Genomic DNA, 25987 nt, shown 5'->3' with positions numbered 1-25987 from the left:
TGACAATCGGGCCGGCCTGTGGACAACCCGGCGGTTGTGGAGAACCTCCTGGTCATGAGCCGGGGGTCGGCGGGCGTCGGCCTGTTCGCAGCTCGACCTCGGGTGTGCAGCCGAGCAGTTCGTACGTCTCCCGCGTAGGGCCTCTGCCCTACGTCAGCGGGCCGCGAACGGCTGGTCCGTGGGCACGATTTCACGGCCCAGGGGGAACAGCGAGACGGGGATCAGCTTGAAGTTGGCGATGCCGAACGGGATGCCGATGATCGTGATGCACATGGCGATACCGGTGACGATGTGGGCGAGGGCCAGCCACCAGCCGGCGAGGATCAGCCACAGGACGTTGCCGATGCAGGAGGGCGCGCCCGCGTCCCGGCGCTCGACCGTCGTGTACCCGAAGGGCCACAGGGCGTAGACGCCGATACGGAACGCGGCGATGCCGAACGGGATGCCGATCACGGTGATGCACAGCAGCGCGCCCGCGAAGAGGTACCCGAGGAACAGCCAGAAGCCGCTCAGGACGAGCCAAATGACGTTCAGGATGGTTTTCACTGAGGGCGACCTGCCATCTTCTCGAGCCGGGCGATACGCTCCGCCATCGGCGGGTGTGTCGAGAACATCTTGGAGAGTCCCTGGCCCGGGCGGAAGGGGTTCGCGATCATCATGTGGCTCGCGGTCTCGATGCGGGGCTCAGGGGGCAGCGGCAACTGCTTGGTGCCCGCGTCGAGTTTCCGCAGGGCGCTCGCGAGGGCGAGGGGATCTCCGGTCAGTTGCGCGCCGGACGCGTCCGCCTCGTACTCCCTGGAGCGGCTGATGGCCAACTGGATGAGGCTGGCCGCGAGGGGGCCCAGGATCATGATCAGCAGCATGCCCAGGATGCCGGGGCCGTCGTCGTCGTTCGAGCGGCCGATCGGGATCAGCCAGGCGAAGTTGACCAGGAACATGATCACCGAGGCGAGGGCGCCGACCACCGACGAGATCAGGATGTCGCGGTTGTAGACATGGCTGAGTTCGTGGCCGATGACTCCACGCAGCTCGCGCTCGTCCAGGATGCGCAGGATGCCTTCCGTGCAGCACACGGCGGCGTTGCGCGGGTTGCGGCCCGTGGCGAAGGCGTTGGGGGCCTCCGTGGGCGAGATGTACAGGCGCGGCATGGGCTGGCGGGCCTGGGTGGAGAGGTCACGGACCATCCGGTACAGGGCCGGGGCCTCGAACTCGCTCACCGGACGGGCGCGCATCGCGCGTAGCGCCAGTTTGTCGCTGTTCCAGTACGCGTATGCGTTCGTGCCCAGCGCGATCACGACCGCTACGACGAGCCCCATGCGGCCGAAGAAGCTGCCGATGACGATGATGAGTGCGGACAGTCCCCCGAGGAGAACTGCGGTCCTGAGCCCGTTGTGCCGGCGGTGCACGGTACGCCCTCCAAATCGTGCAGCAGGGGAACCCTTTGCTTGCTGATCTCTGAATGCCACCGGTGTCGTGGTGTCACGTCCAGTGGACCCTCCCGTACTGGTCAACGCCAGGCGAGGGGCTCTAGTTCCCTTGTGCGTGCGGCGCCGGGGGTGGGCCGTCCGGGTGAGGACGGTGGTATGTGCCGGTGGCTCAGAAGAGTCCGGTGCCCGCGAAGCGCAGGACCAGTTGGGGTGCTCCGGAGAGGGCGATTCCGAGGGCGCCGGTGAGGGCGAGCGCGGCGGTGAGGGGCGCGGGGACGCGGTGCTTGGCGTGCTCGCCCTCGGGGGCGCGGAACAGCAGGGCCGTCCACTGGAGGTAGTAGAAGAGCGCGATCACCACGTTGACGGCCATGACGACGGCCAGCCAGCCCAGACCCGCGTCGACGGCCGCCGAGAAGACGGTCACCTTCGCGAAGAGGCCGATGACACCCGGCGGCAGTCCGGCGAGGCACAGCAGGAAGAAGGCCAGGAGGAGGGCCGCGAGGGGGTTCGACGCGTACAGGCCGCGGTAGTCGCTGATCCGGTTCAGTGCTCTGCTACGGCCCACCAGGGCGGCCACCGCGAAGGCGCCGAGGTTCACGGCCGCGTACATGAGGGCGTAGGCGACGGTGGAGCCGATCGACTTCTGGGCGTCCTTGGAGTAGGCGGCGGAGGCGATCGGCACGAGGAGGTAGCCGGCCTGTCCGACGGAGGACCAGGCGAGGAGTCGTACCGCGCTGTACGCGCGCGTGGCCTGTTGGCGCAGGGCGCCCAGGTTGCCGACCGTCATGGTGAGGGCGGCCAGTACGGCGAGTGCAGGGCCCCACACGTCGGCGTACGACGGGAACGCGACGACGGTGACGAGGATCAGGCCGGAGAAGCCGACCGCCTTGCCGACGACCGACAAGTAGGCGGCGATCGGGAGGGGCGCCCCTACGTAGGTGTCGGGTACCCAGAAGTGGAAGGGGACGGCGGCCGTCTTGAAGGCGAAGCCGATGAGAGTGAGGACGACGCCGGTCTGGGCGAGGGTGTGGAACTGGCCGTCGACGTGCTGGATGCGTTCGGCGATGCGGGTCAGGTACAGGGTGCCGGTGGTGGCGTAGACGAAGCTGACGCCCATCAGGCTGACCGCGGTCGCGGTGACCGAGGACAGGAAGAACTTGAGGGCCGCTTCGGCGGACTTCTTGTCGCCGTGCCGGATGCCGACGAGGGCGAAGGCGGGCAGGGAGGCGACCTCCAGGGCGACGATCAGGGTCGCGAGGTCGCGCGAGGCGGGCAGGAGGGCGGCGCCCGCGGCGGAGGACAGCAGCAGGAACCAGTACTCCCCTTCGGGGAGTCCCTTGTCTGCGTCCTTCAGGGCGGTGATCGACAGGAGGGCCGCGAGGAGCGCGCCGCCGAGGACCAGGAACTGGATGACCAGGGTGAAGCGGTCCGCCGTATAGCTGCACGCGGTCGCGTCGCCGGTGAGGCAGAAGGTGGCGCGGTCGCCGTCCAGGAGGGGCAACAGCATGAGCGCGGAGGCGGCCAGGCCGGCGACCGAAACCCAGCCCAGGAGCGCCTTTTTGGCGTCCTGGAGGAACAGGTCGGCGACGAGGACCACCAGGCCGACGACCGCCGTGATGGTGGGCGGTGCGATCGCGAGCCAGTCGACGGACTGGACCGTCGACTCCGCGAGAGGCTGGGCCAGGGCGCTCATCGGGTGCCTCCTGAGAGGAGCTGCTGCACGGCCGGGTCGGTCAGGCCGAGGAGTGCCTTGGGCCACAGGCCGGCGGCGACGGTGAGGGCGACGAGCGGGGTCCAGGCGGCGAACTCGTACGTCTGGACGTCGGCGAGCTTCGGTGCCTCCTGCGCCACGGCGCCCATGCAGACGCGGCGGACCACGGCGAGCATGTAGGCGGCGGTCAGCAGGGTGCCGAAGGCCGCGATCGCCATGAAGGTGAGGAACGCGGGGCGGCTGAGGTCGGCGGCGGGCTTGAACGCGCCGAACAGCGCCAGCATCTCGCCCCAGAATCCGGCGAGTCCGGGCAGTCCGAGCGAGGCGACGGCGGCGAAGGCGAGCAGGCCGCCGAGGCGCGGGGCCTTGCCGTAGAGGGCCGCGCCGGTCTCCTCGGCCAGGGTGTCCAGGTCGGTCGTGCCCGTGCGGTCCTTGAGGGCGCCGACGAGGAAGAACAGGAGGCCGGTGATGAGGCCGTGGGCGATGTTGGCGAACAGGGCGCCGTTCACGCCGGTCGGGGTCATCGTCGAGATACCGAGCAGGACGAAGCCCATGTGGCCGACGGAGGAGTACGCGATGAGGCGCTTGAGGTCGCCCTTCGCGCCCTGTCTGGCGAGGGCGAGGCAGGCCAGGGAGCCGTAGATGATCCCGACGACGGCGAAGGCGGCGAGGTACGGCGCGAAGGTGCGCATGCCGTCCGGTGCGATCGGCAGCAGGATGCGGACGAACCCGTACGTGCCCATCTTCAGCATCACGCCGGCCAGCAGGACCGAGCCGACGGTCGGGGCGGCGGTGTGGGCGTCGGGCAGCCAACTGTGCAGCGGCCACATCGGCGTCTTGACCGCGAGCCCGATCCCGACCGCCAGAACGGCGATGACCTGCACGGATGTGGTCAGCGACCGGCCGTTGTCAGTGGCGAGTGCCACCATGTCGAATGTGCCCGCCTTGATTCCGATCAGGAGCAGGCCGAGCAGCATGACGACGGAGCCGAGCAGCGTGAAGAGGATGAACTTCCAGGCGGCCTGGGTCCGTTGGGCACCGCCCCAGCGGGCGATGAGGAAGTACATCGGGATGAGGACGGTCTCGAAGGCGAGGAAGAAGAGGATCAGGTCGAGGACGGCGAAGGTGGCGAGGGTGCCGGACTCCAGGACGAGCAGCAGGGCGACGAAGGCCTTCGGGGACGGGCCCGCGGGCATCTTGAAGTAGGAGTAGAGCGCGCAGAGGAAGGTCAGCAGCGCGGTCAGGACCAGGAGGGGGAGGGAGATGCCGTCGATGCCGAGGTGGATGCGCACGTCGAGTGCGGGGATCCAACTGATGTCGGTCGTGGCCTGCATCTTCGACGGATGGTCGTGGTCGAAGCCGAGCGCGAGGACGATCGCGGCGATGAGGATCACGCCGGTCACGGTGATGCCGTGCCGTAGTACGGCCTGCTCGGGCGACTTCCCCTTCAGCCCGGGCGGGGCGGGCAGCAGAGCGGTGACGGCGCCGAGGAGCGGGCCGACGACGATCAACGCCAGAAGGACCTGCATCACGGACTCGTTGATATCGATCACGCCTGCTCACGCTCCCGTGGCGACGAGGAGGACGGCGACCGTCAGGACGACGGTGCCGGCGAGCAGCGCGCTCACATAGGTCTGCAGATTGCCGGTCTGAGCGCGCCGTACGGCGGCTCCGAGGAGGCGGGGCAGGGTGCCCGCGCCGCGTACGTAGGTGTCGACGACCTCGCGGTCGAGGAACCGGACGAGACTCGCCGCGGCCATCACCGGGCGGACGAACAGGGCCGCGTACACGGCGTCCAGGTGGAAGCCGGTGGCCGCGTGGCGGTGCAGCGGGCCGAGCAGGAGGCGGCCCGGGTCCGCCGGGTCGGGCGCCGACGCCACGTCTCCGTAGGCGGCCGCGTGGCTCGCGATGGCCTCGGCCTCGACGAGTCCCGCGTCGCCCTCCGGGTGGGCCGCGACCGCGCCGATCGGTGCACCGGCCACGAGTGAAGTGGTCTGCCGCCAGGCGCCGTAGGTGACGATGCCGCCGACGAGGGCGACGCCCGTGCCGAGGACGGACGTGGTGAGCGTCGGGGTGAGGTCTCGGCCGTCGAACCAGTCGGGCAGCACACGGTAGGCGAGCCCGCCGAGGGCGAGGGACGGGACGGCGAGCACCCACAGCACGGCGTTCATCGCGACCGGCTGCCTGCCGTGGTCGGGGGCATCGGCTCCCCGGCCGTTGAAGGCGAGCAGCCACAGGCGGGTCGCGTACGCGGCGGTGAGCAGGGCCGTGAGCAGGCCGGCGACGAGGACGATCCAGCCCGCGGCACCGGGGATGTGTGCGTCGTCCCCTGTGGCCGCGTGTTCGGCGGCGCCGAGGACGGATTCCTTGGAGAAGAAGCCGCTGAACGGCGGGATCGCGGCGAGCGCGAGGAGCGCCACGGTCATCGTCCAGAAGGCGTCGGGGACGCGGGTGCGCAGGTTGCGCATGCGGGACATGGCGGCCAGGGAGTTGGTGCCGGAGGCGTGGATGATCACGCCGGCCGCGAGGAAGAGCAGTGCCTTGAAGGCGCCGTGGGACAGGAGGTGGAAGACGGCGGCACCGCGGTCGCCGACGGCGAGGGCGCCGGTCATGTACCCGAGTTGGCCGATCGTCGAGTAGGCGAGGACGCGCTTGATGTCGTCCTGGGCAAGCGCGGCGAGGCCCGAGCCGGCCATCGTCACGGCGGCCATGACGGCGAGGACGACCATCGCGGCCGAGGAGGCCTCGAAGACAGGGAGGAGACGCGCGATGAAGTAGATACCGGCCGCGACCATCGTCGCGGCATGGATCAGCGCGGAGACAGGGGTGGGGCCCGCCATCGCGTCGGGGAGCCAGGTGTGCAGCGGGAACTGCGCCGACTTGCCCGCAACGCCGGCCAGGAGCAGCAGGGCGATCAGCGTCGGGTGGTGCAGTCCGCCGCTCGCGACGGTGCTCAGGATCTTGGTGATGCGGAAGGACCCGGCGTCGGTGGCGAGCGCGAACAGGCCGATCAGGAAGGGGACATCACCGAGTTTGGTGACGAGGAAGGCCTTCATGGAGGCGGCGCGGGCCTCCGGGGTCTCCCAGTAGTGGCCGACGAGGAAGTAGGAGCAGATGCCCATGACTTCCCAGCCGACCAGCAGCACGATCAGGTCGCCGGAGTAGACGACGAGGAGCATCGCGGAGGTGAAGAGGGAGACGAGGGCGGCGTACGAGGGGTAGCGCGGGTCGTCGCGCAGGTAGCCCGTCGAGTAGATCTGCACGCAGGTGGCGACGAAGGCGACCAGGACGGCGACCAGTGCGGCGAACCCGTCGATGTGCAGGGCGAGTTCGACGGGGACCGAGCCGGTGGGCGTGAGTTCGGTGGCGGAGTCGATCGCCGCGTGGCCGCCCTGGCGTACGGCGACGATCGCGGCCAGCGCGAGCGCGGCGAGCGTCGGCAGGACGGCGAGCGGGCGGACGAAGCCGGGGGCGGTACGGCCCAGGAGCAGGCCGGCCGCGGCGCCCAGGAACGGAAGGAGGGGGACGAGGACGGCGAGGGTGGTCGTGGTCACGCGGTGGCCTCAGCCTTCTCGGCCGCGGGGGGCTCGGTGGTGCCGTCGGTGTCGACGGCGTCGCTGTCCGGGCCGTCGGTTTCGTGGCCCTCGGCGGAGTCGCGGAGCCTGTCGATGTCCGAGGTACCGCGGGCTCGGTAGACGGCGAGGACGATCGCCAGGCCGATGCCGATCTCGGCGGCGGCGATGGCGATGGTGAACAGGGTCAGGGCCTGGCCGGAGTGCAGCTTCTCCTCGGCGGTCCGGCTGAGCCATACGTCGAAGGCGACGAGGTTCAGGTTGACGGCGTTGAGCATCAGCTCGACCGACATCAGGACGAGGATCGCGTTGCGGCGGGCGAGGACGCCGTAGATGCCCGTGCAGAAGAGGAGGGCGGCGAGCACGGCGGGATAGACGAGGTGCATCAGCGGGCTCCCTTCTGTTCGGCGGGGTTGGTCTGCTCGGTCGCGTCGTTCCGGTCGGTCGGGGTGGTCTGCTCGGTCGGGATGTTCCGCTTGGTCGGATCGCTGCCTTGAGAGCGACCATTTCGCCCGAACGTGTGATTGCGGGAATCCGGGACGGATGGGGAACTACCGCTCGCGCCCCGGGAGTTCACAGGGGGAGAGCTCAGCTCCGACTTCGTCTTGCGGGACAGGACGATCGCGCCGACCAGTGCCGCGAGGAGAAGGACGGAGAGGGCCTCGAAGGGGAGGACCCAGTTCTGGAACAGGCTCGCGCCGGTCACCGCGGTCGAGCCGGCGGCCGGACCGTCCAGGTCCACCCAGGTCGCGCGGAAGGCATCGACGACGACCCAGACCAGGGCCGCCGCGGCGGCGACGGCCACGGCGAGGGCGGCCCACCGGTTGTCCGAATCGGCGTCCGGGGAGCGGCCGATGGGGGCCCTGGTGAGCATCAGACCGAAGAGAAGGAGGACGACGACGGAGCCGACATAGATGAGGACCTGCACCCAGGCGATGAACTCAGCGGTGAGGAGGAGGTATTCGACGGCGAGACCACCGAGGGTCACCACCAGCCACAGGGCGGCGTGCACGAGCTGCTTGGTGGTGACGGTGACGAGAGCGGCGCCGAAGGTGACCAGTCCGACGAGGAGGAAGGCGATCTCGACACCGGTCGGGGAGAGGAAGCCGTGGGTGTGGGGGGCGGCGAGGGTTGCCGTGGCGGTGACGGTTTCGGCGAGGGTCACGATCGTCCCTCCGGCGGCTCAGTGGGGTCGTTGGGCTCGGCGGGGTCGGTCGGGTTCGTGGGCGCGGTTGGGTCGACGGGCTCGGTCTGCGCGACCTCGGCGCGGTCGGCCTGCGCAGGTTCGGTGGGCTCGACGGGGTTGGACGGCGCGGGTTCGGTGACCTCAGCGGGCTTGGACGGCGCGGCTTCGGTGACGTCTCCGGCTTGAGTGGCCCCTCCGGGCTTGGACTGCGCGGTCCCGGTGGCGTCTGCAGGCTCGGGCGGCGCGGTCCCGGTGGCCTCTCCGGGCTCGGGCGGCGCGGCTTCAGTGGCGTCTGCAGCCTGCGTGACCTCTGCTGGCGGCATGGTCTCTGCCCGCTTGGGCTGCGCGGTCTCGGTCACCTCTGGGGTCTGCGCGACCTCTGCCGGCTTGGTCTGCGTGGCCTCCACGGCACCTGTGGCTTCCGCAGTTTGCGAGGCCTCTGTGGCTTCTGCGCTCTGCGTAGACCCGGCAGTCTGCGAGGCCTCCGCGGCTTCCGCCGCCTGTGCTGCCTGGGTCGCGGCCAGTTTCTCCGCGGTCTTGTGGGCGGCGGCGATCTCCTTGGGTTCCTCGGCGCCGGGGTCGAGGGCGGGTGGGGCCGGGACGGTCCACATCCACTCGCGGAGCTTGTCGCGTTCGTGGGTGAGTTCGTGGATGTCGGTCTCGGCGTACTCGAACTCCGGGGACCAGAACAGTGCGTCGAAAGGACAGACCTCGATGCAGATACCGCAGTACATGCACAGGGAGAAGTCGATGGCGAAGCGGTCGAGGACGTTGCGGCTGCGCTCGCGACCACCGGGGGCCGCCGCCGGGACCGTCTCCTTGTGGGAGTCGATGTAGATGCACCAGTCGGGGCACTCGCGGGCACAGAGCATGCAGACCGTGCAGTTCTCCTCGAACAGGCCGATGACTCCGCGGGTGCGGGGCGGGAGGTCGGGCTGGGTGTCCGGGTACTGCTCGGTGACGGTCTTCTTCGTCATCGTGCGGAGGGTGACGGCCAGGCCCTTGGCCAGGCCGGAGCCGGGGAACGGGGTCACTGGAGGAACACCACCTTCACGATGCCGGTGAGGGCGATCTGAGCGAGGGAGAGGGGGACGAGGAGGGTCCAGGAGAGCTTCTGGAGCTGGTCCTCGCGCAGGCGGGGATAGGTGACGCGGAGCCAGATGACGACGAAGGCGAGGAGTGCGGTCTTCAGCAGGGTCCAGACCCAGCCGAGGCCGTCCGCGCCCCACGGGCCGTGCCAGCCGCCCAGGAAGAGGACGGTGGTCAGGCCGCACAGGACGACGATTCCGGCGTACTCGGCGAGGAGGAAGAGCGCGAAGCGGAGACCGGTGTACTCGGTGTAGGCGCCGAAGATGATCTCGGAGTCGGCGACGGGCATGTCGAAGGGAGGGCGTTGGAGTTCGGCCAGGCCCGCCACGAAGAAGACGATCGCACCGACGATCTGCCAGGGCAGCCACCACCAGTGGAAGGCGTCGAGGATGCCGGGGAGGGAGACCGTGCCGGCTGCCATCGCCACGGAGGCGGCGGTGAGCAGCATGGGGAGTTCGTAGGCGAGGAGTTGTGCGGCGGTGCGGAGGCCGCCGAGGAGGGAGAACTTGTTGGCGGAGGCCCAGCCGGCCATGAGAGAGCCGAGGACACTCACACCCATCACCGCGAGGACGAAGAAGATGCCCGCGTCCAGGAGCTGGCCGACGGCGCCCTCGCTCGGGCCGATGGGGATGGCGAGGAGGACGAGCAGGTACGGGAGGAGGGCGACAGCGGGGGCGAGTTGGAAGACACGGCGGTCCGCGCCGGCCGGGACGATGTCTTCCTTCTGGGCGAACTTCACGCCGTCCGCGACGAGTTGGGCCCAGCCGTGGAAGCCGCCGGCGTACATGGGGCCGAGGCGGCCCTGCATGTGGGCCATCACCTTGTGCTCAGTCTGACCGACGATCAGGGGGAAGGTGAGGAAGACGACGAAGACGATCAGGAGTCGCAGGGCGACGTCGAGCGCGTCGTTCACTGCGGGCCTCCTGTGGGGGTGTCGGGGGTTGGGTCTTGGGGGGTGGGGTCGTCGCGGCTGGGAGGTGAATCGGGCTGTTCAACTGCCTCCGGGTCAGGTGCAGTTGATTCATAGTCCGGCTCAGGTGCGGGCGAATCGGGTCCCGGTCCGGGGCCGGCCTCAGACTCGACCTCGACCTCGACCTCGACCTCGGGCTCGGGCTCGGGCTCGGGCTCGGGCTCGGGCTCGGGCTCGGGCTCGGGCTCGGGCTCGGGCTCGTCAAAAGCTGGGCGGGCGTTGTGCCACGGTGCGTCCGCGCTGAGGGGTGCGGTGGAGGGCTGGGCGGTGTTGCCCTCGCGTGCTGATGCCGATCCTTGTGACGACTCCGCCGGAGATGTCGATTCCGGTTCCACCACCGGTGCCGGTGCCGATTCCTGGGCCTGCGCTTGGGCCTGTGCCTCCGCCTGTTGCGATGCCGAGCCGTCGCTCGCGCTGCGCGAACGGCGCGGGGTTGCCGCGCCCGTCCCCTGTTGACTCGCCGAACCTTCCGAGGCGCTGCGTGCGCGGCGCGGCGCGACCGGGGTTCCCGAACCCCGCTCCCCGCGATCGGTACCGGTCCCGTCACCGGACTCCTGGCCTTGACCCTGGCCTTGGCCCTGGCCCTGGCTCACCGAACCCTCGCTCGCGCTGCGCGCCCGGCGCGGCCCAGCAGGCGGCACCGCGGGGGCACGAACGCCCTCGGCCGACTGAGCCTGCCCCTCGGTCGACGGCACCGCACCGTCACTCGCCTGCCCTGCCCTCTCAACCGGCGACGCTTCGCTCCCGGCCGACGGCACCGTGCCTCCAGCCGACGGCACCGCCCTCCCAACCGAGGGCACTTCACTCCCGGCCGACGGCTTCACGCCCCCAGCCGACGGCACCGTACCCTCACCCGACGGCGCTGCACCCCCAGTCAGCGACACCGCGCCCCCATCCGAAGGCGCCGCACCCCCAGCCGAAGGCCCGTCACCCCCAGCCGCTCCCCCCTGACTCACCGACCCCTCCGAAGCCGAACGAGCCCGCCGCACAGGGCGATCGCCCACCGCACGTGCCGGAGCGTCGCCCCCCGCGCGAGCCGGAGACTCGCCCGCCGCAGCCACCGGGCGCTCACCCTCCGCCCGTGCCGGGCGCTCACCCGCTGCCCGCGTCGCCCGTGCCGGACGTTCGCCCGCTGCTCGTGCCGTGCCGCGGGCGGGGCGGGTCGGGGCCGCTGGGAGTTGGCCCTTCAGGGGGCCCCACTCGTTCGGGTCGGGGACGCCCGGCGGGAGCATTTGGCGGCGTTTGGGGGCGCCGTGGTCGGACTCGCCGGGTTCCTTCGCGCCGGGCCAGGCCTTGGCGACTCGGGCTGCGAGGACGAAGTCCTTGCGGAGGGGATGGCCTTCGAAGGTTTCCGGGAGGAGGAGGTGGTCCAGTGCCGGGTGGCCCTCGAAGTCGACGCCGAACATTTCGTGGGTCTCGCGTTCGTGCCAGGCCGCGCCCGCGTAGACGTCGACGGCGGTGGGGAGTGCGGGGGTCTCGTGCGGGACCGTCGTACGGACGAGGAGTCGGCGTACCGGTGCCAGCGCCACGACGTGGGCGGAGACGCGGAAGCCGGTGCCTGGTTCGTCGACCGCGCTCAGCCAGTCGAAGTAGGTGCAGCCCAGGTCGTCGCGGGCGGTGCGCAGGGCGGCGAGCCAGATGGTGGGGGGTACGTCGACCGTGAGGAGGTCGTAGGACCGCTCGGCCGTGGCCTCCGTACCGAACAGTTCCTCAACCGGAGCGGGCAGCCAACCGACGGCGGTCATCGGGCGTCCCCCGAGCCGGAGTTGGAGCCCGAGTCGGAGCCCGAGCCCGAGCCTGAGTCGGCGGACGAACCCGCGCCCTTCACACCCTCGTCCTCGTCCTCGCCCTCCGAACCCGAACCCCCACCAGCCACCGGCGCTGCCCCCGACCCCGACCCCGGCCCCGCCACCAACCCACTCTGCAGTGCCGCCGTAGAAGGCCGACCCCCCGCGGTCCCGTACCCGTACCGCTCCCCCAGCGACTCCCGGGCGATCTTCTCCTGGAGTTTGAGGATGCCCTGGAGGAGGGCTTCGGGGCGGGGTGGGCAGCCGGGGACGTAGACGTCGACCGGGATGATCTGGTCGACGCCCTTCGTGACGGAGTACGAGTCCCAGTACGGGCCGCCGCAGTTGCTGCACGCGCCGAAGGAGATGACGTATTTGGGCTCGGGCATCTGCTCGTAGAGGCGTTTCACGGCCGGGGCCATCTTGTCCGTGACCGTGCCCGACACCACCATCAGGTCCGCTTGGCGCGGGCCGGGCGCGAAGGGGATGACACCCAGGCGGATGAAGTCGTGGCGGGCCATGGACGCGGCGATGAACTCGATGGCGCAGCAGGCGAGGCCGAAGTTGAAGACCCAGAGGGAGTAGCGGCGGCCCCAGTTGAGGACGACCTTCATGGGTTCGGGGGCGAGGCGGGCGAGGGTGCCCAGCCGTTTCGGCTCCGGCAACGACACGGGCTCGGGGGTCACGTCCATGCCAGGACGCCCTTCTTGTATGCGTACAGCAGGCCCACGGCCAGGAAGCCGAGGAAGATGAACATCTCGACGAGGGTGGTCGCGCCGTAGCCGGGCGCTGCGAAGACCGTGGCCCAGGGGAAGAGGAAGATCGAGTCGACGGCGAAGACGACGTACAGGAACGCGTAGACGTAGTACCGGACTTGGGTGTGGGCCCAGCCCTCGCCGACGGGGTCGACGCCGCACTCGTACGTCAGGAGTTTCTCGGGGGTGGGAACGACCGGGCGCAGCAGGCGGCCGGCGCCGAAGGCCACGGCGACGAAGAGCACGCCGACGACGGCGAGCAGCCCCACGACGGAGTAGGACCGGAAGTAGTCCGCCGCGACGACCACGGTCGGCTCCCGCAAGGTGCCCAAGGTGTCCGGCAACGTCTCCCGCAAGTCCGACCCCTCCTCATCCCTGGCAACCGGCGACCGGCAGTTCGGCCCGATGTCCCGCTACCCCGGTGACCCAAGTGAACTCTGTGTTCGACGATCTGTACGCACGGGAGTCTAGGCCCTGTTAAAGGCACGGTAAGCAGCCCGTCACGCCTCAAGGTCTCCCCGAGATCTCCCTGAGATGCCGTGGTGGGGTTTTCCCCAGGAGACCGGGGCGGCGGACCTCATGGCGCTGGGGCGCGTCGCGCGGCACGCTGGCCCATATGACCGTACGCAACCCCTACGCCGACCCGGCGGCACCCGGCGGCGGGCTCAACGATCTCCGCGATCTCGACGAGCCGCTGCCGCCCGCCCGCTTCGCCTACGACAGACACACCTGGAAGGAGATCGCGCATCTCCTGACGAATCTGCCGGTGTCGGTGTTCGGCTTCGTCTATGTGGTGACGATGCTGTGCGTCAGCGCCGGGCTGACCGTCACCGTGGTCGGGTTCCCGCTGCTCGCGCTGGGGTTGATGGGCGCGCGGCTGATCGGGAAGTTCGAGCGGGGCCGGGCCCGGCGGCTGCTGGGGGTGCGGATCGACGAGCCGAGCCCGTTGCCGTGGCGCAAGGGCGGCGGGCTGCTGCAGCGGGTGTGGATGGCGCTGAAGGACCCGGTGGGCTGGCGGACGGTGCTGTACGACGGGATGCGCCTGCCGTGGGGCATCGTCACCTTCACCGTCACGCTGACCTCGTTGTTCGTGCTGTGGCCGGTGCTGCCGTTCATCGCGCGCGGGCTGGCGAACGCGGACCGGGCGATGGTGCGCGGCCTCCTGTCCCCCTCCGACGAACTGGAGCGCCGTATCGCCGAGTTGGAGTCCGATCGCGGGGTCGTGGTCGACACGGCGGCGGCGGATCTGCGACGGATCGAGCGCGATCTGCACGACGGGGCGCAGGCCCGGCTGGTCAATCTGGCCATGGGGCTCGGGCTGGCCAAGGAGAAGCTGCTGGAGGGACAGGCCGACGAGCAGGTCGCCGCGATGGTCGACGAGGCGCACGGTGAGGTGAAGCTGGCACTCCAGGAGCTGCGGGACCTGGCGCGCGGCATCCATCCCGCCGTGCTCACGGACCGCGGGCTGGACGCCGCCCTGTCCTCCGTGGCCTCGCGCTGCACGGTGCCGGTGAAGGTGACGGCCGACATCGGCGCACGCCCGGCCGCCGCCATCGAGGGCATCGCGTACTTCACCGTCTCCGAGCTGCTGCAGAACATCAGCAAGCACAGCGGCGCCCGTACCGCGTCGGTGGACGTGTGGCGGGCGGAGGACCGGCTGCTGATCCAGGTGTGGGACGACGGCCGCGGCGGCGCGAACCTCGACGGCGGCACCGGCATGCGCGGCCTCGCCGACCGGCTGGGCGCGGTGGACGGCCTGTTCGTCCTCGACTCCCCACCCGGCGGCCCTACGACGGTGACCGCGGAACTGCCCTGGCGCGAGCGGACCGCCGAACCGCGCCAGAAGTAGAGGGGAGCGGGGTAGGGAAAACCCCCCTCCCCAGAGGCCGACGGACTCCATGGTCCACGGACCTGCGGCCGAGCAGTCTGGAGATACGACGGCGGGCATACGCCGGCACGGCGCACGGCCGCGGAAACGAGTAGAACGGGACGACGTCAATGGCCACGGAGTACGGGCACGGACAGGGATACGGGCAGGGGTACGGATCGCAGGGCGCGTTCGACCTCGACGAGCGGCCCCGGCGCCCGCACCGCCTGCCGGCCGCGTTGCGCGCACCCCTGGAGGCGCGCAGTTGGCGCGAGTTCGGCTACGTACTGCTGAGCCTGCCGATCAGCATCCTGCTCTTCACGTACGCGGTGACGATGGTGGCGCTGGGCGCGGGCCTGCTGATCACCTTCCTCGGCGTGCCGGTCCTGGCGGGCGCGCTCGCCGGCTGCCGCGGCTTCGGCGCGCTGGAACGGGCGCGGGCCCGCAAGCTGCTCGACCTGGACGTCGCCGCCCCCGAGCCGCTGCGCATGAAGAAGAACGGCCCGATGGCCTGGATGGGCGCCGTCCTCAAGAGCGGCGCGTCCTGGCGCCAACTGCTGTACGCGGTACTGCACTTCCCCTGGGCGGTCTTCTCCTTCGTCGTCGCCCTCAACTTCTGGGCGTACGGCTGGGCCCTGCTGACGTATCCGCTGTGGTTCTGGCTCTTCCCGATGTACGGCGGTGGGGGCGGCCTTCAGCTCTACGGCGACGGGCACCACCAGATCTATCTGGACAACCCGTTCGAGATCACGGTGACCGCGCTGGTGGGACTGCTGTTCACGCTGGCCACGCCGTGGATCGTGCGGGCGCTGACGATGGTGGACCGGGTGATGGTGCACGGGCTGCTGGGCCCGTCGAGGCTCGCGACGCGGGTCGTGGAGCTGGAGTCGGACCGGGGTGTCGTGGTCGACACGGCGGCGGCGGACCTACGACGGATCGAGCGCGATCTGCACGACGGGGCGCAGGCCCGGCTGGTGGCGCTGGCCATGGATCTGGGGCTGGCGAAGGAGAAGCTGACGGAGGACCCGCAGGAGGCGGCGCGGATGGTGGGCGAGGCGCACGGTGAGGTGAAGACGGCGTTGCAGGAACTGCGGGATCTGGCGCGCGGGATCCATCCCGCCGTCCTCACGGACCGGGGGCTCGACGCGGCCCTCTCCTCCGTCGCCTCGCGGTGCACGGTGCCGGTGCAGGTGGACGTGGATCTGCCGGCGCGGCCGGCGGCCGCGATCGAGGGGATCGCGTACTTCACCGTCTCCGAGCTGCTCCAGAACATCAGCAAGCACGCGAAGGCGACCTGGGCCGCGGTGGATGTGTGGCGGGTGGAGAACCGGCTGATGCTTCAGGTGGTGGACAACGGGGTGGGCGGAGCGGACGCCTCCGGCGGTTCGGGGTTGGCCGGTCTTGCCGGGCGGTTGGACGCGGTGGACGGGATTCTGGTGGTCGACTCACCGGCGGGTGGGCCTACCCGGATCACGGCGGAGCTCCCCTGGCGGGGCTGAGGGTGAGGGGGTCGGGGGGGCGGAGTCGAGGGGTTGAGCCCCTGCCCGTCCCCCTGGGGGCTGCGCCCCCAGACCCTTCTTCGGCCTGAACGGCCTCGCCCTCAAACGCCGGACGGGCCGAGAGTGCCCACCCTGAGGACGACCTTCCCCTTGTTCCGCCCCTCCCCCAGCAGCCGATGCGCCTCCACCGCGGACTCCAGCGCGTACTCCTCGGTGACATCGATCCGTACGGCACCGGAGGCGGCCAGCGCCAGCGCGCTCAGCGCGTGGGCGCGTACCGTCTCCGGGTCGCGGCGGGCCAGGTCTCCGATGTTGTAGCCGGTCAGGGTGCGGTTGTGCTTCCAGATCGGGAGGACCGGGAGCTGAAGGTCGGGGTGGCGGGCGGCTTCGCCGTAGACCGCGAGGCGGCCGAAGGGGGCCAGGACCTCGAAGCTCGCCAGGCGGGTCGGGCCGCCGACCGGGTCGAGGACGATGTCGACGCCCCGGCCGGAGGTGGCCGCCAGGACCGCCTCCGGGAAGCCCTCGCGGACGAAGACCTCGTCGTAGCCGAAGGAACGGCGGGCGTACTCCGCCTTCTCGCGTGTGCTGACGGTGCCGTAGACCTCGGTCGCTCCCAGCGCCCGGGCGAGCTGCGCGGCCACGCCGCCGACGCCCCCGGCCGCCGCGTGGACGAGGACCGTGTCGCCGGGGCCGATCCGGGCCGCCCCGGCCAGCACGCCGTACGCCGTCGTGAGGACGAGTGCGGCGGCGCCGGCGGTGCGCTCGTCGAGGCCGTCGGGGAGCGGGAAGACGAAGGGGGCGGGGGCGACGGCGTACTCCGCGTAGCCCCCGCCGTCCGGGAGGTACGCCGTCACCGCGTCCCCGACCGACACCTCGGTCACGCCCTCGCCCAGCGCGGCCACCCGGCCGGACGCCTCCAGACCCGTGACGGTCTCGCCGTCGGGTTCGCCGAAGTCGCCGAGGCGGTGCTGGATCTCGCCGTAGTTGACGCCGGCGTAGGCGACCTGGATCAGGACCTCGCCCGGGCCCGGCTCGGGGTCGGGGAGGTCCACGAGGCGCAGTACCTCCGGTCCGCCGGTCTCCTTGAACGCGCTCGCCCGCACGGGCCCACCCCTCCGTGTCCGGTGCCCGGCGCCCGGTGATCGGGACCGGGTCGTGCGGAAGGCCGAAACCGGCGAGATCCTCCCCTTATTCCAGTCGCCCGGACGCACCGAGGTCCGAATACTGGAATGCTGGAGCTGTCGTGTGGACGGACGCGAATCGACGTGGGCCGGCAGGGCGGGCTGTGGGGGGCCGAACATCGTGGAGGACAGGGTGCGCGTGGTCATCGCCGAGGATTCAGTGCTGCTGAGGGAGGGCCTGACCCGGTTGCTGACCGACCGCGGACACGACGTGGTGGCCGGGGTGGGTGACGGGGACGCGCTGGTCAAGACCATCACCGAGCTGGCGGACCAGGGCGCGCTGCCGGATGTCGTCGTGGCCGACGTACGGATGCCGCCGACGCACACCGACGAGGGCGTGCGCGCGGCGGTGGAGCTGCGCAAGGCGTATCCCGGTCTCGGGGTGCTCGTGCTGTCGCAGTACGTGGAGGAGCGGTACGCCACCGAACTGCTGGCCGGTTCCACGCACGGTGTCGGCTATCTGCTCAAGGACCGGGTGGCCGAGGTGCGGGAGTTCGTCGACGCGGTGGTGCGGGTGGCCTCGGGGGGTACGGCGCTCGACCCGGAAGTGGTCGCGCAGTTGCTCGGGCGCAGCCGTAAGCAGGATGTGCTGGTGCGGCTCACCCCGCGGGAGCGCGAGGTGCTGGGGCTGATGGCCGAGGGGCGGACGAACTCCGCGATAGCCCGGCAACTGGTGGTGAGCGACGGCGCGGTGGAGAAGCACGTCAGCAACATCTTCCTGAAGCTGGGGCTGTCGCCGAGCGACGGGGATCACCGGCGTGTTCTGGCCGTCCTCACCTACCTCAACTCCTGACAAACTGACACTGTGTCAGCCATCAACCGTTAGTCGAGCCGAGAACCGGACAATGCATGGGAGCGTCTTCAAGGGAAGCGCCGGGGGGCCAGAAATCATGACAAGTCAGGGCGTCAGGCCGTCTCAAAACAGCGTCCATCATGCGAACGGCCGAAGGAAGGCGACCCTTACGGACGTAGGGTTGATCCTGGGAGGGTCGGCAGTTCGACCATGCCCGGACAGCGTCCTCGAAGAGGAGGTCCAGTTCAGTGACCAGCCAGGTCAGTAGCCCAGCGGAGCAGGCCGACGGAGCCGACAGCACATTGGTCGGGGAACAACGCAAACCGGCGGGGGTGAAGGACGTCCAACGCCTGGACCGGGTGATCATCCGGTTCGCCGGTGACTCGGGTGACGGTATGCAGCTCACCGGCGACCGCTTCACCTCGGAGACGGCGTCCTTCGGGAACGACCTCTCCACACTGCCGAACTTCCCGGCCGAGATCCGCGCCCCCGCAGGCACCCTGCCGGGGGTTTCGTCGTTCCAGTTGCATTTCGCCGACCACGACATCCTGACCCCGGGCGACGCGCCCAACGTGCTGGTCGCGATGAATCCGGCCGCCCTGAAGGCGAACATCGCCGATGTGCCGCGCGGTGCGGAGATCATCGTCAACACGGACGAGTTCACCAAACGCGCGCTGCAGAAGGTGGGTTACCCCGCCTCGCCCCTCGACGACGGGTCGATGGACGGCTACAGCCTCCACCCCGTCCCCCTCACCACCCTCACCGTCGAGGCGCTCAAGGACTTCGGCCTGACCCGCAAGGAGGCCGAGCGCAGCAAGAACATGTTCGCGCTGGGCCTGCTGTCGTGGATGTACCACCGGCCGACCGAGGGCACCGAGAAGTTCCTCAAGTCGAAGTTCGCGAAGAAGCCGGAGATCGCGGCGGCCAACATCGCGGCGTTCAGGGCGGGTTGGAACTTCGGCGAGACGACGGAGGACTTCGCGGTCTCCTACGAGGTAGCCCCGGCCGCCACCGCGTTCCCGACCGGCACCTACCGCAACATCTCCGGGAACCTCGCCCTGTCCTACGGCTTGGTCGCCGCGTCCCGACAGGCGGACCTGCCGCTCTTCCTGGGCTCGTACCCGATCACCCCGGCCTCGGACATCCTGCACGAGCTGAGCCGGCACAAGAACTTCGGCGTACGGACCTTCCAGGCCGAGGACGAGATCGCGGGCATCGGCGCGGCACTGGGCGCGGCCTTCGGCGGCTCGCTCGCGGTGACGACGACGAGTGGCCCGGGTGTGGCCCTGAAGTCGGAGACGATCGGTCTGGCCGTCTCCCTCGAACTCCCGCTCCTCGTCCTGGACATCCAGCGCGGCGGGCCCTCCACCGGACTGCCCACCAAGACCGAACAGGCCGACCTGCTCCAGGCGATGTTCGGGCGCAACGGCGAGGCGCCGGTCCCGATCGTCGCCCCGTGCACCCCGGCCGACTGCTTCGACGCGGCGATCGAGGCGGCACGGATCGCGCTGACCTACCGCACCCCGGTGATGCTCCTCTCGGACGGCTACCTGGCCAACGGCTCCGAGCCCTGGCGCATCCCCGACATCGACGAACTCCCGGACCTCACCGTCCAGTTCGCGCAGGGCCCGAACCACACCCTGGAGGACGGCACCGAGGTCTTCTGGCCGTACAAACGCGACCCGCAGACCCTCGCCCGCCCCTGGGCGATCCCCGGCACCCCCGGCCTGGAACACCGCATCGGCGGCATCGAGAAGCAGGACGGCACGGGCAACATCTCCTACGACCCCGCCAACCACGACTTCATGGTCCGCACCCGCCAGGCCAAGATCGACGGCATCGACGTACCGGAGCTGGAGGTCGACGACCCGCACGACGCGCGGACGCTGGTCCTCGGCTGGGGCTCGACGTTCGGCCCGATCACGGCGGCGGTACGGCGCCTGCGTGCGTCCGGCGAGTCGATCGCCCAGGCGCATCTCCGCCACCTCAACCCCTTCCCCCGCAACCTCGGCGCGGTCCTGAAGCGCTACGACCGGGTGGTGATCCCCGAGATGAACCTCGGTCAGCTCGCCACGCTGGTGCGGGCGAAGTACCTGGTGGACGCACACTCGTACAACCAGGTGAACGGCATGCCGTTCAAGGCTGAGCAGCTCGCCACGGCTCTCAAGGAGGCCATCGATGGCTGAGACGTCCACGGAAGGCACGGGCACGATCGAGGCACTTTCGCTCGTCCCCAAGGCCGAGGCAGTGCAGTCCATGAAGGACTTCAAGTCCGATCAGGAAGTGCGCTGGTGCCCCGGCTGCGGTGACTACGCGGTCCTCGCGGCGGTACAGGGTTTCATGCCGGAACTGGGCCTGGCCAAGGAGAACATCGTCTTCGTCTCCGGCATCGGCTGCTCGTCCCGCTTCCCGTACTACATGAACACGTACGGCATGCACTCCATCCATGGCCGCGCGCCGGCGATCGCGACGGGCCTTGCCGCGTCCAGGCGGGACTTGAGCGTCTGGGTGGTCACGGGCGACGGCGACGCGCTCTCCATCGGCGGCAACCACCTGATCCACGCCCTGCGCCGCAACGTGAACCTGAAGATCCTGCTCTTCAACAACCGGATCTACGGCCTCACGAAGGGCCAGTACTCGCCGACCTCCGAGGTCGGGAAGATCACCAAGTCGACGCCGATGGGGTCCCTGGACGCCCCCTTCAACCCGGTGTCGCTGGCCATCGGCGCGGAGGCGTCCTTCGTGGCCCGCACGATCGACTCGGACCGCAAGCACCTGACGCAGGTCCTGCGGGAGGCGGCGGCCCACCCCGGCACGGCCCTGGTCGAGATCTACCAGAACTGCAACATCTTCAACGACGGCGCCTTCGACGCCCTGAAGGACCGTCAACAGGCCGAGGAGGCGGTGATCCGCCTTGAACACGGGCAGCCGATCCGCTTCGGCCCGGCGGGTGCGCGGGGCGTGGTCCGGGACCCGGCGACGGGCGACCTGAAGGTGGTCGACGTGACCCCGGAGAACGAGTCCCGGATCCTGGTCCACGACGCCCACGCGACCTCGCCGACGACAGCCTTCGCCCTGTCCCGCCTGGCCGACCCGGACACCCTGCACCACACCCCGATCGGCGTCCTGCGCTCGGTGCAACGCCCGGTCTACGACACGCAGATGGCCGACCAACTCGACTCCGCGATCGTGCAGAACGGCAAGGGCGACCTGGCCGCGCTGTTGGCGGGCGGCGACACCTGGACGGTCGTGGGCTGACGCCACCGGTCACACGGAGGAGGGCCCGGGTGCGATGCCCGGGCCCTCCTGTCCGTTCACGTCACGCGTCGGGGATGTCCCGCCTGGCCCGGATCAGGGTCTCGCTGGTGATGACGACGATGCGTTCGTGATCGGCACGGGAGGCGTCGGCGGGGAGCACCTGCTCCAGTTCCTCGGTCCGGTCGGTCCCGACGACGGCGAAGTCCCCGTCGGCCGGCTCGAAGAGGTCGGGACAGTTCGCACCGGTCGCGGACCCACGCCGACTCGGCGAGTCGCCAAAGCGGCGGACTGTCCGGGCGGTTGAGGGCTGGTGGCTCATATGCGTGGGCTCCTCTCGGGCGGGCACACCCGCACGGCGGCCGGTCGACGGCGTCTCTCCGGGGACACATGGCCCGGAACACCCACTACGTCCGTGAACCGGGAAACCCCAGGGGGGGACTACAGCGCGCCCGCGGTACCGGATCGCTCCTTCGCCGTGTCGTACGCCTCCCGTGCCTTCTCCACCTCGCCCATCCGCGACTCGGTCCACGCCGCCAGCCCCCGCACCTGTTCCGCCGCCTCGCGGCCCAGGTCGGTGAGGGAGTAGTCCACCCGGGGCGGGATCACCGGCTTGGCGTCGCGATGCACGAAGCCGTCGCGCTCCAGGGTCTGGAGTGTCTGCGCCAGCATCTTCTCGCTCACCGGCTTCACCTGCCCGACCGCCCGGCGGAGTTCGCTGAAGCGGTAGGGGCGGTCGAGGAGTTCGATCAGGACCAGGACGCCCCAGCGGGATGTCACATGCTCCAGGACCAGGCGGTACGGGCACATCGCCTCGCCCACGGCGTTCTTCTCTGCCACCTCACTACTTACCGTCATGCCAGTACCTTACTTCAAAGTGGGTACTTTCGCAGAGTTAGCGCATCCCCTAAGGTAAGTGTCATCGCACCCCACAAGGAGTTGTCACCCATGAGCATCGTCGTCACCGGAGCCACCGGACACCTCGGCCGCCACGTAGTGGAGCAGTTGCTGGAGAAGGTTCCGGCCGACCAGGTCACCGCCGTCGTCCGCACCCCGGAGAAGGCCGCCGACTTCGCCGAGCGCGGGGTGAAGATCGTGGTCGCGGACTACAACACCCCCGAGACCTTCGACACCGTCTTCGCCGCCGGCGACAAGGTGCTGCTGATCTCCGGCAACGAGTTCGACAAGGGCCGCGTCGCGCAGCACCAGGTCGTCATCGACGCCGCCAAGGCCGCCGGTGTCGCGCTCCTCGCCTACACCAGCGCCCCCGGCACCCTCACCGCCGCCCTCGCCGACGACCACCACGGCACCGAGAAGGCGCTGCTGGCCTCCGGTCTGCCGTACACCCTGCTGCGCAACGGCTGGTACAACGAGAACTACACCGAGCAGCTCGCCCCGGTCCTGGAGCACAGCGCCGTCGTGAACGCCGCCGGTGACGGCCGGGTCTCCTCCGCCTCCCGCGCGGACTACGCGGCCGCCGCCGTCGCCGTACTGACCGGCGAGGGCCACGAGAACCAGACGTACGAACTGGGCGGTGACGAGGCCTGGGGCTTCGCCGAGTACGCGGCCGAGCTGAGCCGGCAGACCGGCAAGGAGATCGCCTTCACCAACGTCCCCGGCGAAACCCTCATCGGCATCCTCACCGGCGCCGGCCTGCCCGAGCCCTTCGCCGCGATCCTCGCCGGCGTCGACGCCTCCATCGCGAAGGGCGAGCTGGTCGTCGACAGCGGTGACCTGTCCCGCCTCGCGGGCCGCCCGACCACGCCGATCAGCGAGACGATCGCGCTCGCCCTCAAGGGCTGAGCCACCCCGTTTCCGCCGCGGCCCCGGCTGTCATGACCGTATAGCGATACGGGCATGACAGCCGGGGCCGCCCGGCGCTACCTTCGTGCTGGCTGCACGGACGCAGCCGGGCGTGGCGCGCGAAGGAGGGGCCCGTGAGCGGGAAGCAGAGCGGGAAGCCGAAGGGCGAACAGCACCACATAGGACTGCTGAACGGCTTCGCGGCCTACGGCATGTGGGGGCTGGTCCCCCTGTTCTGGCCGTTGCTCAAGCCCGCCGGCGCCGCCGAGATCCTCGCCCACCGCATGGTGTGGTCGCTCGCCTTCGTCGCCGTAGCGCTCCTGGTGGTCAGGCGCTGGGCCTGGGCCGGTGAACTGCTGCGCCAGCCGCGCAAGTTGGGGCTCGTCACGATCGGCGCGGCCTTCATCACCGTCAACTGGGGCGTCTACATCTGGGCCGTGAACAGCGGCCACGTCGTCGAGGCCTCCCTCGGCTACTTCATCAACCCCCTCGTCACCATCGCGATCGGCGTCCTGCTCCTGAAGGAACGGCTGCGCACGGTCCAGTGGACCGCGGTCGGCGTCGGCCTCGCCGCCGTGATCGTCCTGACCGTCGGCTACGGCCGGCCGCCGTGGATCTCCCTCTGCCTCGCGTTCTCCTTCGCGACCTACGGCCTGGTCAAGAAGAAGGTCAACCTCGGCGGCATCGAGTCGCTCGCCGCGGAGACCGCGGTCCAGTTCCTGCCCGCGCTCGGCTATCTGCTGTGGCTGGGCGGCCACGGGAACCTGACCTTCGCGACCGAGGGCACCGGGCACGCCGTCCTCCTCGCCTCCACCGGCATCGTCACCGCACTCCCCCTGGTCTGCTTCGGCGCGGCGGCGATCCGGGTGCCGCTGTCGACGCTGGGCCTGCTCCAGTACCTGGCACCGGTCTTCCAGTTCCTGCTCGGCATCCTCTACTTCCACGAGTCGATGCCACCCGCGCGCTGGGCGGGCTTCGCCCTGGTGTGGCTGGCCCTCGTCCTGCTGACGACGGACGCCTGGCGCACGGCCCGCAGGGGCAGGGCGGAGGCGGCAGCACTCGCGCGAAAGGCCGAGCTGCCGCGCACGGACCCGGTGAACGTCGTGGACGCGTAGCCCGGCGTCCCGACCGTCCAAATGCCAGAGTGAGGGGCATGACACAGACGCCCACGCCCCTCCACTGGAAAGTGGTCATCGACGCCGCCGACCCGCACGCCCAGGCGGACTTCTGGGCCGCCGCGCTGCACTACGAGGCCGAGGACAACAGCGCCCTGGTCGAACTGCTCCTGGAACAGGGCGCGTTGCCCGCCGCCGCGACCGTCGACTTCCACGGCCGCCCCGCCTTCCGCGACCTGATCGCCGTACGGCACCCCGACGACCCCTACGACAAGGAGCGCGGCACCGGCCTCGGCCGCCGGCTGCTGTTCCAGCGCGTACCGGAGGCGAAGACCGTCAAGAACCGGCTCCATCTCGATCTGCACCCGGGCCCGGACCGGCGCGAGGCCGAGGTGGAGCGGCTGACGGCCCTGGGCGCGAGCGTGCTGCGCCGGGTGTCGGAGCCGGCCGGCGCGTGGGTCGTGATGACGGACCCGGAGGGCAACGAGTTCTGCGTGGCGTAGCCGACCGGGCTCAGTCGTTCGCCCTGCGCGCGCGTTCCGTGAGGCGGCCCATCCGGGCGCGCGCGGACTCCAGTTGCTCGATGTCCTCCACGGCGGGCCCGTCCTCGGCGGCGAGTTCGGTCCACAGGTCGATGAGGTCGCGGCCGAGGGCCAGGCCCTGCTCCGGGTCGCGTACGGCACGCCAGGCCGTGGCCGCGCTCTGCACGTTGCCGTAGGCGGCCTCCGCGTCGTGGGCGCGGTGGCGGATGCGGGCGAGGTCGAGGGAGAGGCGGAAGGAGTGCACCGGGTCACCGGCCAAGTAGGCGATGTACGCGGCGAGTTCGCGCAGCCGTAGGACTTCGGAGTGCTCGGGGCCGAGCGCGCCCGCCGCGTCCGCGACGGTCCGTTCCGCCAGCCCCACCGCCTCCTCGATCCGCCCCGCCTTGACGGCGTCGTTGATCCGCACCATCGGCTCGACGAGAAACGCGGTCCCCGCTCCGTCGGTCGTCACCGGTTCGTCCCCCAGCACGGCCTCGGCCACGGCGTCGAACCCGCGCGCGGGCGTCGGCTTGGGGTCCGGTTCCGGAGCGGTGAGGGCGAGATCGGGGATGGGCGCGGGACGGGGGGCGCGCTCCGGAGTGTGGGGCACAGGGGCGGAACCGTACGCCGTGTCCTGTACGTCCGCCACGACCGGCCTCGCGTCGACGAACGGCGGGACGACGTCCGCGACCGGCTGCCCGCCCACGAAGGGCTGCCCATCGACGACCGGCGCCGAGTCCATCACCGGCGGCGGCCCGAACGCCCCCGTCGGCGGCTGGACCGAGCCCAGCGGCACACCCCCCTGCGCCGACTCCGGCACCGCGTGCAGCGGGAACGTCGGCGCCGACTCCCCGGCCGACTCGGGCACCGCCCGCAACGGGAAGGTCGGCACCACCTCCGGCTCCGGAGCCGCCACCGCCCGCAGCCGATGAGTCTCCGGGTCCCCACCGGGCCGACGCCGGTCCTCGACTTCCCGTTCCGCTTCTACGACGGCTGCGGGCGCCGCGGCAGGTGCGGCCGGCGGGAGCGCGGGCGGCGGCGGAATCTCGTCCGCGCCCTCCCCCGCACCGGGGATCGCCCACGGCTCCGCCGAGAAATGGCTGGAGCCGTCCGGATCGACCTGGAGCGGGACGACGTACCCGATGCGGGCGTCGTGGATCGTGGCGTGGACGGGGTGGCCGGTGGCCGTCGCGATGCGGTGGAGGTGGCCCAGGACCACGTGCTGGATCTCCTCACCGGGGGGCACGCTGACCGGCACGCCGCCGATGGAGGCACCGCCGGCGCCCGGGCCGTCCACGGGTACGCGTACCTCGAAAGGAGACGCTGCGGGTGCCGAGCGTGCGGCTCGCTTCTGTTCCCGCTTCTTCTCGCGGCTGAGTCGAGTCATCGGTTCCCTCACTCGCATCCGTCGGGGAGCCGACTGCGCTCCCCAGCGTCAAGATCCGTTCCTACGCGT

23 protein-coding genes and 1 pseudogene are annotated in these 25987 nt (G+C 70.6%); 8 read left to right on the top strand and 16 right to left on the bottom strand.

Annotation, left to right across the window (positions count from 1 at the left end):
- Positions 1-153 precede the first annotated feature (153 nt).
- The 12 genes and pseudogenes from OG223_RS31225 to OG223_RS31170 all read right to left on the bottom strand — a co-directional run bounded on the left by OG223_RS31225 (position 154) and on the right by OG223_RS31170 (position 12820).
- Positions 154-546: a YccF domain-containing protein gene (locus OG223_RS31225; protein WP_329255804.1), complete on the bottom strand. Its 393-nt coding sequence runs from the start codon at positions 544-546 to the stop codon at positions 154-156.
- Positions 543-1406 carry a zinc metalloprotease HtpX gene (gene htpX / locus OG223_RS31220; RefSeq protein ID WP_329255802.1) on the bottom strand — a complete coding sequence of 288 codons (864 nt, stop codon included), beginning with the start codon at positions 1404-1406 and terminating at the stop codon, positions 543-545. The genes OG223_RS31225 and htpX overlap by 4 nt, the downstream gene beginning before the upstream one ends.
- A 190-nt stretch (positions 1407-1596) precedes the next feature.
- Entirely contained in the window at positions 1597-3120 is a 1524-nt protein-coding gene (locus tag OG223_RS31215) for an NADH-quinone oxidoreductase subunit N (RefSeq protein WP_329255800.1), read from the bottom strand.
- Complete coding sequence (locus tag OG223_RS31210; protein WP_329255798.1) at positions 3117-4691, bottom strand: complex I subunit 4 family protein; 1575 nt, start codon at positions 4689-4691, stop codon at positions 3117-3119. Before OG223_RS31210 ends, OG223_RS31215 begins: the two co-directional genes overlap by 4 nt.
- A gap of 6 nt (positions 4692-4697) precedes the next feature.
- Positions 4698-6692: an NADH-quinone oxidoreductase subunit 5 family protein gene (locus OG223_RS31205; protein WP_329255796.1), complete on the bottom strand. Its 1995-nt coding sequence runs from the start codon at positions 6690-6692 to the stop codon at positions 4698-4700.
- Positions 6689-7096, bottom strand: a complete 408-nt coding sequence (nuoK, locus tag OG223_RS31200) for an NADH-quinone oxidoreductase subunit NuoK (RefSeq protein ID WP_329255794.1) — start codon at positions 7094-7096, stop codon at positions 6689-6691. The genes OG223_RS31205 and nuoK overlap by 4 nt, the downstream gene beginning before the upstream one ends.
- Positions 7096-7875: an NADH-quinone oxidoreductase subunit J family protein gene (locus OG223_RS31195; protein ID WP_329255792.1), complete on the bottom strand. Its 780-nt coding sequence runs from the start codon at positions 7873-7875 to the stop codon at positions 7096-7098. Before OG223_RS31195 ends, nuoK begins: the two co-directional genes overlap by 1 nt.
- Before the next feature lie 514 nt (positions 7876-8389).
- Positions 8390-8930 (bottom strand): annotated as a pseudogene (locus tag OG223_RS31190) (NuoI/complex I 23 kDa subunit family protein); the annotation flags it as partial.
- Entirely contained in the window at positions 8927-9898 is a 972-nt protein-coding gene (locus OG223_RS31185; protein WP_329255790.1) for a complex I subunit 1/NuoH family protein, read from the bottom strand. The pseudogene OG223_RS31190 and the gene OG223_RS31185, both read right to left, overlap by 4 nt.
- Positions 9895-11700 (bottom strand): NADH-quinone oxidoreductase subunit C, encoded by a 1806-nt coding sequence (locus OG223_RS31180; RefSeq protein ID WP_329255788.1) that lies wholly within the window; start codon positions 11698-11700, stop codon positions 9895-9897. Before OG223_RS31180 ends, OG223_RS31185 begins: the two co-directional genes overlap by 4 nt.
- Positions 11697-12434 carry an NADH-quinone oxidoreductase subunit B gene (locus tag OG223_RS31175; protein ID WP_329255787.1) on the bottom strand — a complete coding sequence of 246 codons (738 nt, stop codon included), beginning with the start codon at positions 12432-12434 and terminating at the stop codon, positions 11697-11699. The genes OG223_RS31180 and OG223_RS31175 overlap by 4 nt, the downstream gene beginning before the upstream one ends.
- The gene (locus tag OG223_RS31170; protein WP_329265568.1) at positions 12425-12820 is read right to left on the bottom strand and encodes an NADH-quinone oxidoreductase subunit A; all 396 of its coding nucleotides are present in this window, start codon (positions 12818-12820) and stop codon (positions 12425-12427) included. Before OG223_RS31170 ends, OG223_RS31175 begins: the two co-directional genes overlap by 10 nt.
- A 293-nt stretch (positions 12821-13113) precedes the next feature.
- Here OG223_RS31170 and OG223_RS31165 point away from each other — a divergent pair, with 293 nt between their 5' ends.
- Positions 13114-14346: a sensor histidine kinase gene (locus OG223_RS31165; protein ID WP_329255785.1), complete on the top strand. Its 1233-nt coding sequence runs from the start codon at positions 13114-13116 to the stop codon at positions 14344-14346.
- Positions 14347-14495: 149 nt separating this feature from the next.
- On the top strand, positions 14496-15863 hold the full coding sequence (locus OG223_RS31160; protein ID WP_329255784.1) for a sensor histidine kinase: 1368 nt from the start codon (positions 14496-14498) through the stop codon (positions 15861-15863).
- A gap of 101 nt (positions 15864-15964) precedes the next feature.
- Here OG223_RS31160 and OG223_RS31155 read toward each other — a convergent pair whose 3' ends face one another.
- Entirely contained in the window at positions 15965-16966 is a 1002-nt protein-coding gene (locus tag OG223_RS31155; protein WP_329255782.1) for a quinone oxidoreductase family protein, read from the bottom strand.
- A gap of 211 nt (positions 16967-17177) precedes the next feature.
- Between OG223_RS31155 and OG223_RS31150 the strand changes: the two genes are divergently transcribed.
- The 3 genes from OG223_RS31150 (at position 17178) to OG223_RS31140 (ending at position 21095) form a co-directional block, all read left to right on the top strand.
- Complete coding sequence (locus OG223_RS31150; RefSeq protein WP_329265566.1) at positions 17178-17837, top strand: response regulator transcription factor; 660 nt, start codon at positions 17178-17180, stop codon at positions 17835-17837.
- Between the two features lie 248 nt (positions 17838-18085).
- Positions 18086-20023 (top strand): 2-oxoacid:acceptor oxidoreductase subunit alpha, encoded by a 1938-nt coding sequence (locus tag OG223_RS31145; RefSeq protein ID WP_329255780.1) that lies wholly within the window; start codon positions 18086-18088, stop codon positions 20021-20023.
- Positions 20016-21095, top strand: a complete 1080-nt coding sequence (locus OG223_RS31140) for a 2-oxoacid:ferredoxin oxidoreductase subunit beta (RefSeq protein ID WP_329255778.1) — start codon at positions 20016-20018, stop codon at positions 21093-21095. The genes OG223_RS31145 and OG223_RS31140 overlap by 8 nt, the downstream gene beginning before the upstream one ends.
- 61 nt (positions 21096-21156) lie before the next feature.
- Here the strand turns inward: OG223_RS31140 and OG223_RS31135 are convergent, their stop codons facing one another.
- Entirely contained in the window at positions 21157-21414 is a 258-nt protein-coding gene (locus OG223_RS31135; RefSeq protein ID WP_329255776.1) for a hypothetical protein, read from the bottom strand.
- A gap of 119 nt (positions 21415-21533) precedes the next feature.
- Complete coding sequence (locus tag OG223_RS31130) at positions 21534-21950, bottom strand: winged helix-turn-helix transcriptional regulator (RefSeq protein WP_329255774.1); 417 nt, start codon at positions 21948-21950, stop codon at positions 21534-21536.
- A 90-nt stretch (positions 21951-22040) separates the two neighbouring features.
- Here OG223_RS31130 and OG223_RS31125 point away from each other — a divergent pair, with 90 nt between their 5' ends.
- The 3 genes from OG223_RS31125 (at position 22041) to OG223_RS31115 (ending at position 24513) form a co-directional block, all read left to right on the top strand.
- Positions 22041-22895 (top strand): SDR family oxidoreductase, encoded by an 855-nt coding sequence (locus tag OG223_RS31125; RefSeq protein WP_329255772.1) that lies wholly within the window; start codon positions 22041-22043, stop codon positions 22893-22895.
- Between the two features lie 134 nt (positions 22896-23029).
- Entirely contained in the window at positions 23030-24010 is a 981-nt protein-coding gene (rarD, locus tag OG223_RS31120; RefSeq protein WP_329255770.1) for an EamA family transporter RarD, read from the top strand.
- Between the two features lie 38 nt (positions 24011-24048).
- Positions 24049-24513, top strand: coding sequence for a VOC family protein (locus OG223_RS31115; protein WP_329255768.1), 465 nt, complete (start codon positions 24049-24051; stop codon positions 24511-24513).
- A 10-nt stretch (positions 24514-24523) separates the two neighbouring features.
- On the opposite strand, the gene OG223_RS31110 is transcribed toward OG223_RS31115, so the two are convergent.
- The gene (locus OG223_RS31110) at positions 24524-25918 is read right to left on the bottom strand and encodes a tetratricopeptide repeat protein (protein ID WP_329255766.1); all 1395 of its coding nucleotides are present in this window, start codon (positions 25916-25918) and stop codon (positions 24524-24526) included.
- Between the last annotated feature and the right edge of the window lie 69 nt (positions 25919-25987).

The sequence above is a fragment of the Streptomyces sp. NBC_01478 genome, from assembly GCF_036227225.1.
GTDB lineage: Bacteria > Actinomycetota > Actinomycetes > Streptomycetales > Streptomycetaceae > Streptomyces.
This window is presented reverse-complemented; position numbering and strand designations above follow the sequence as displayed.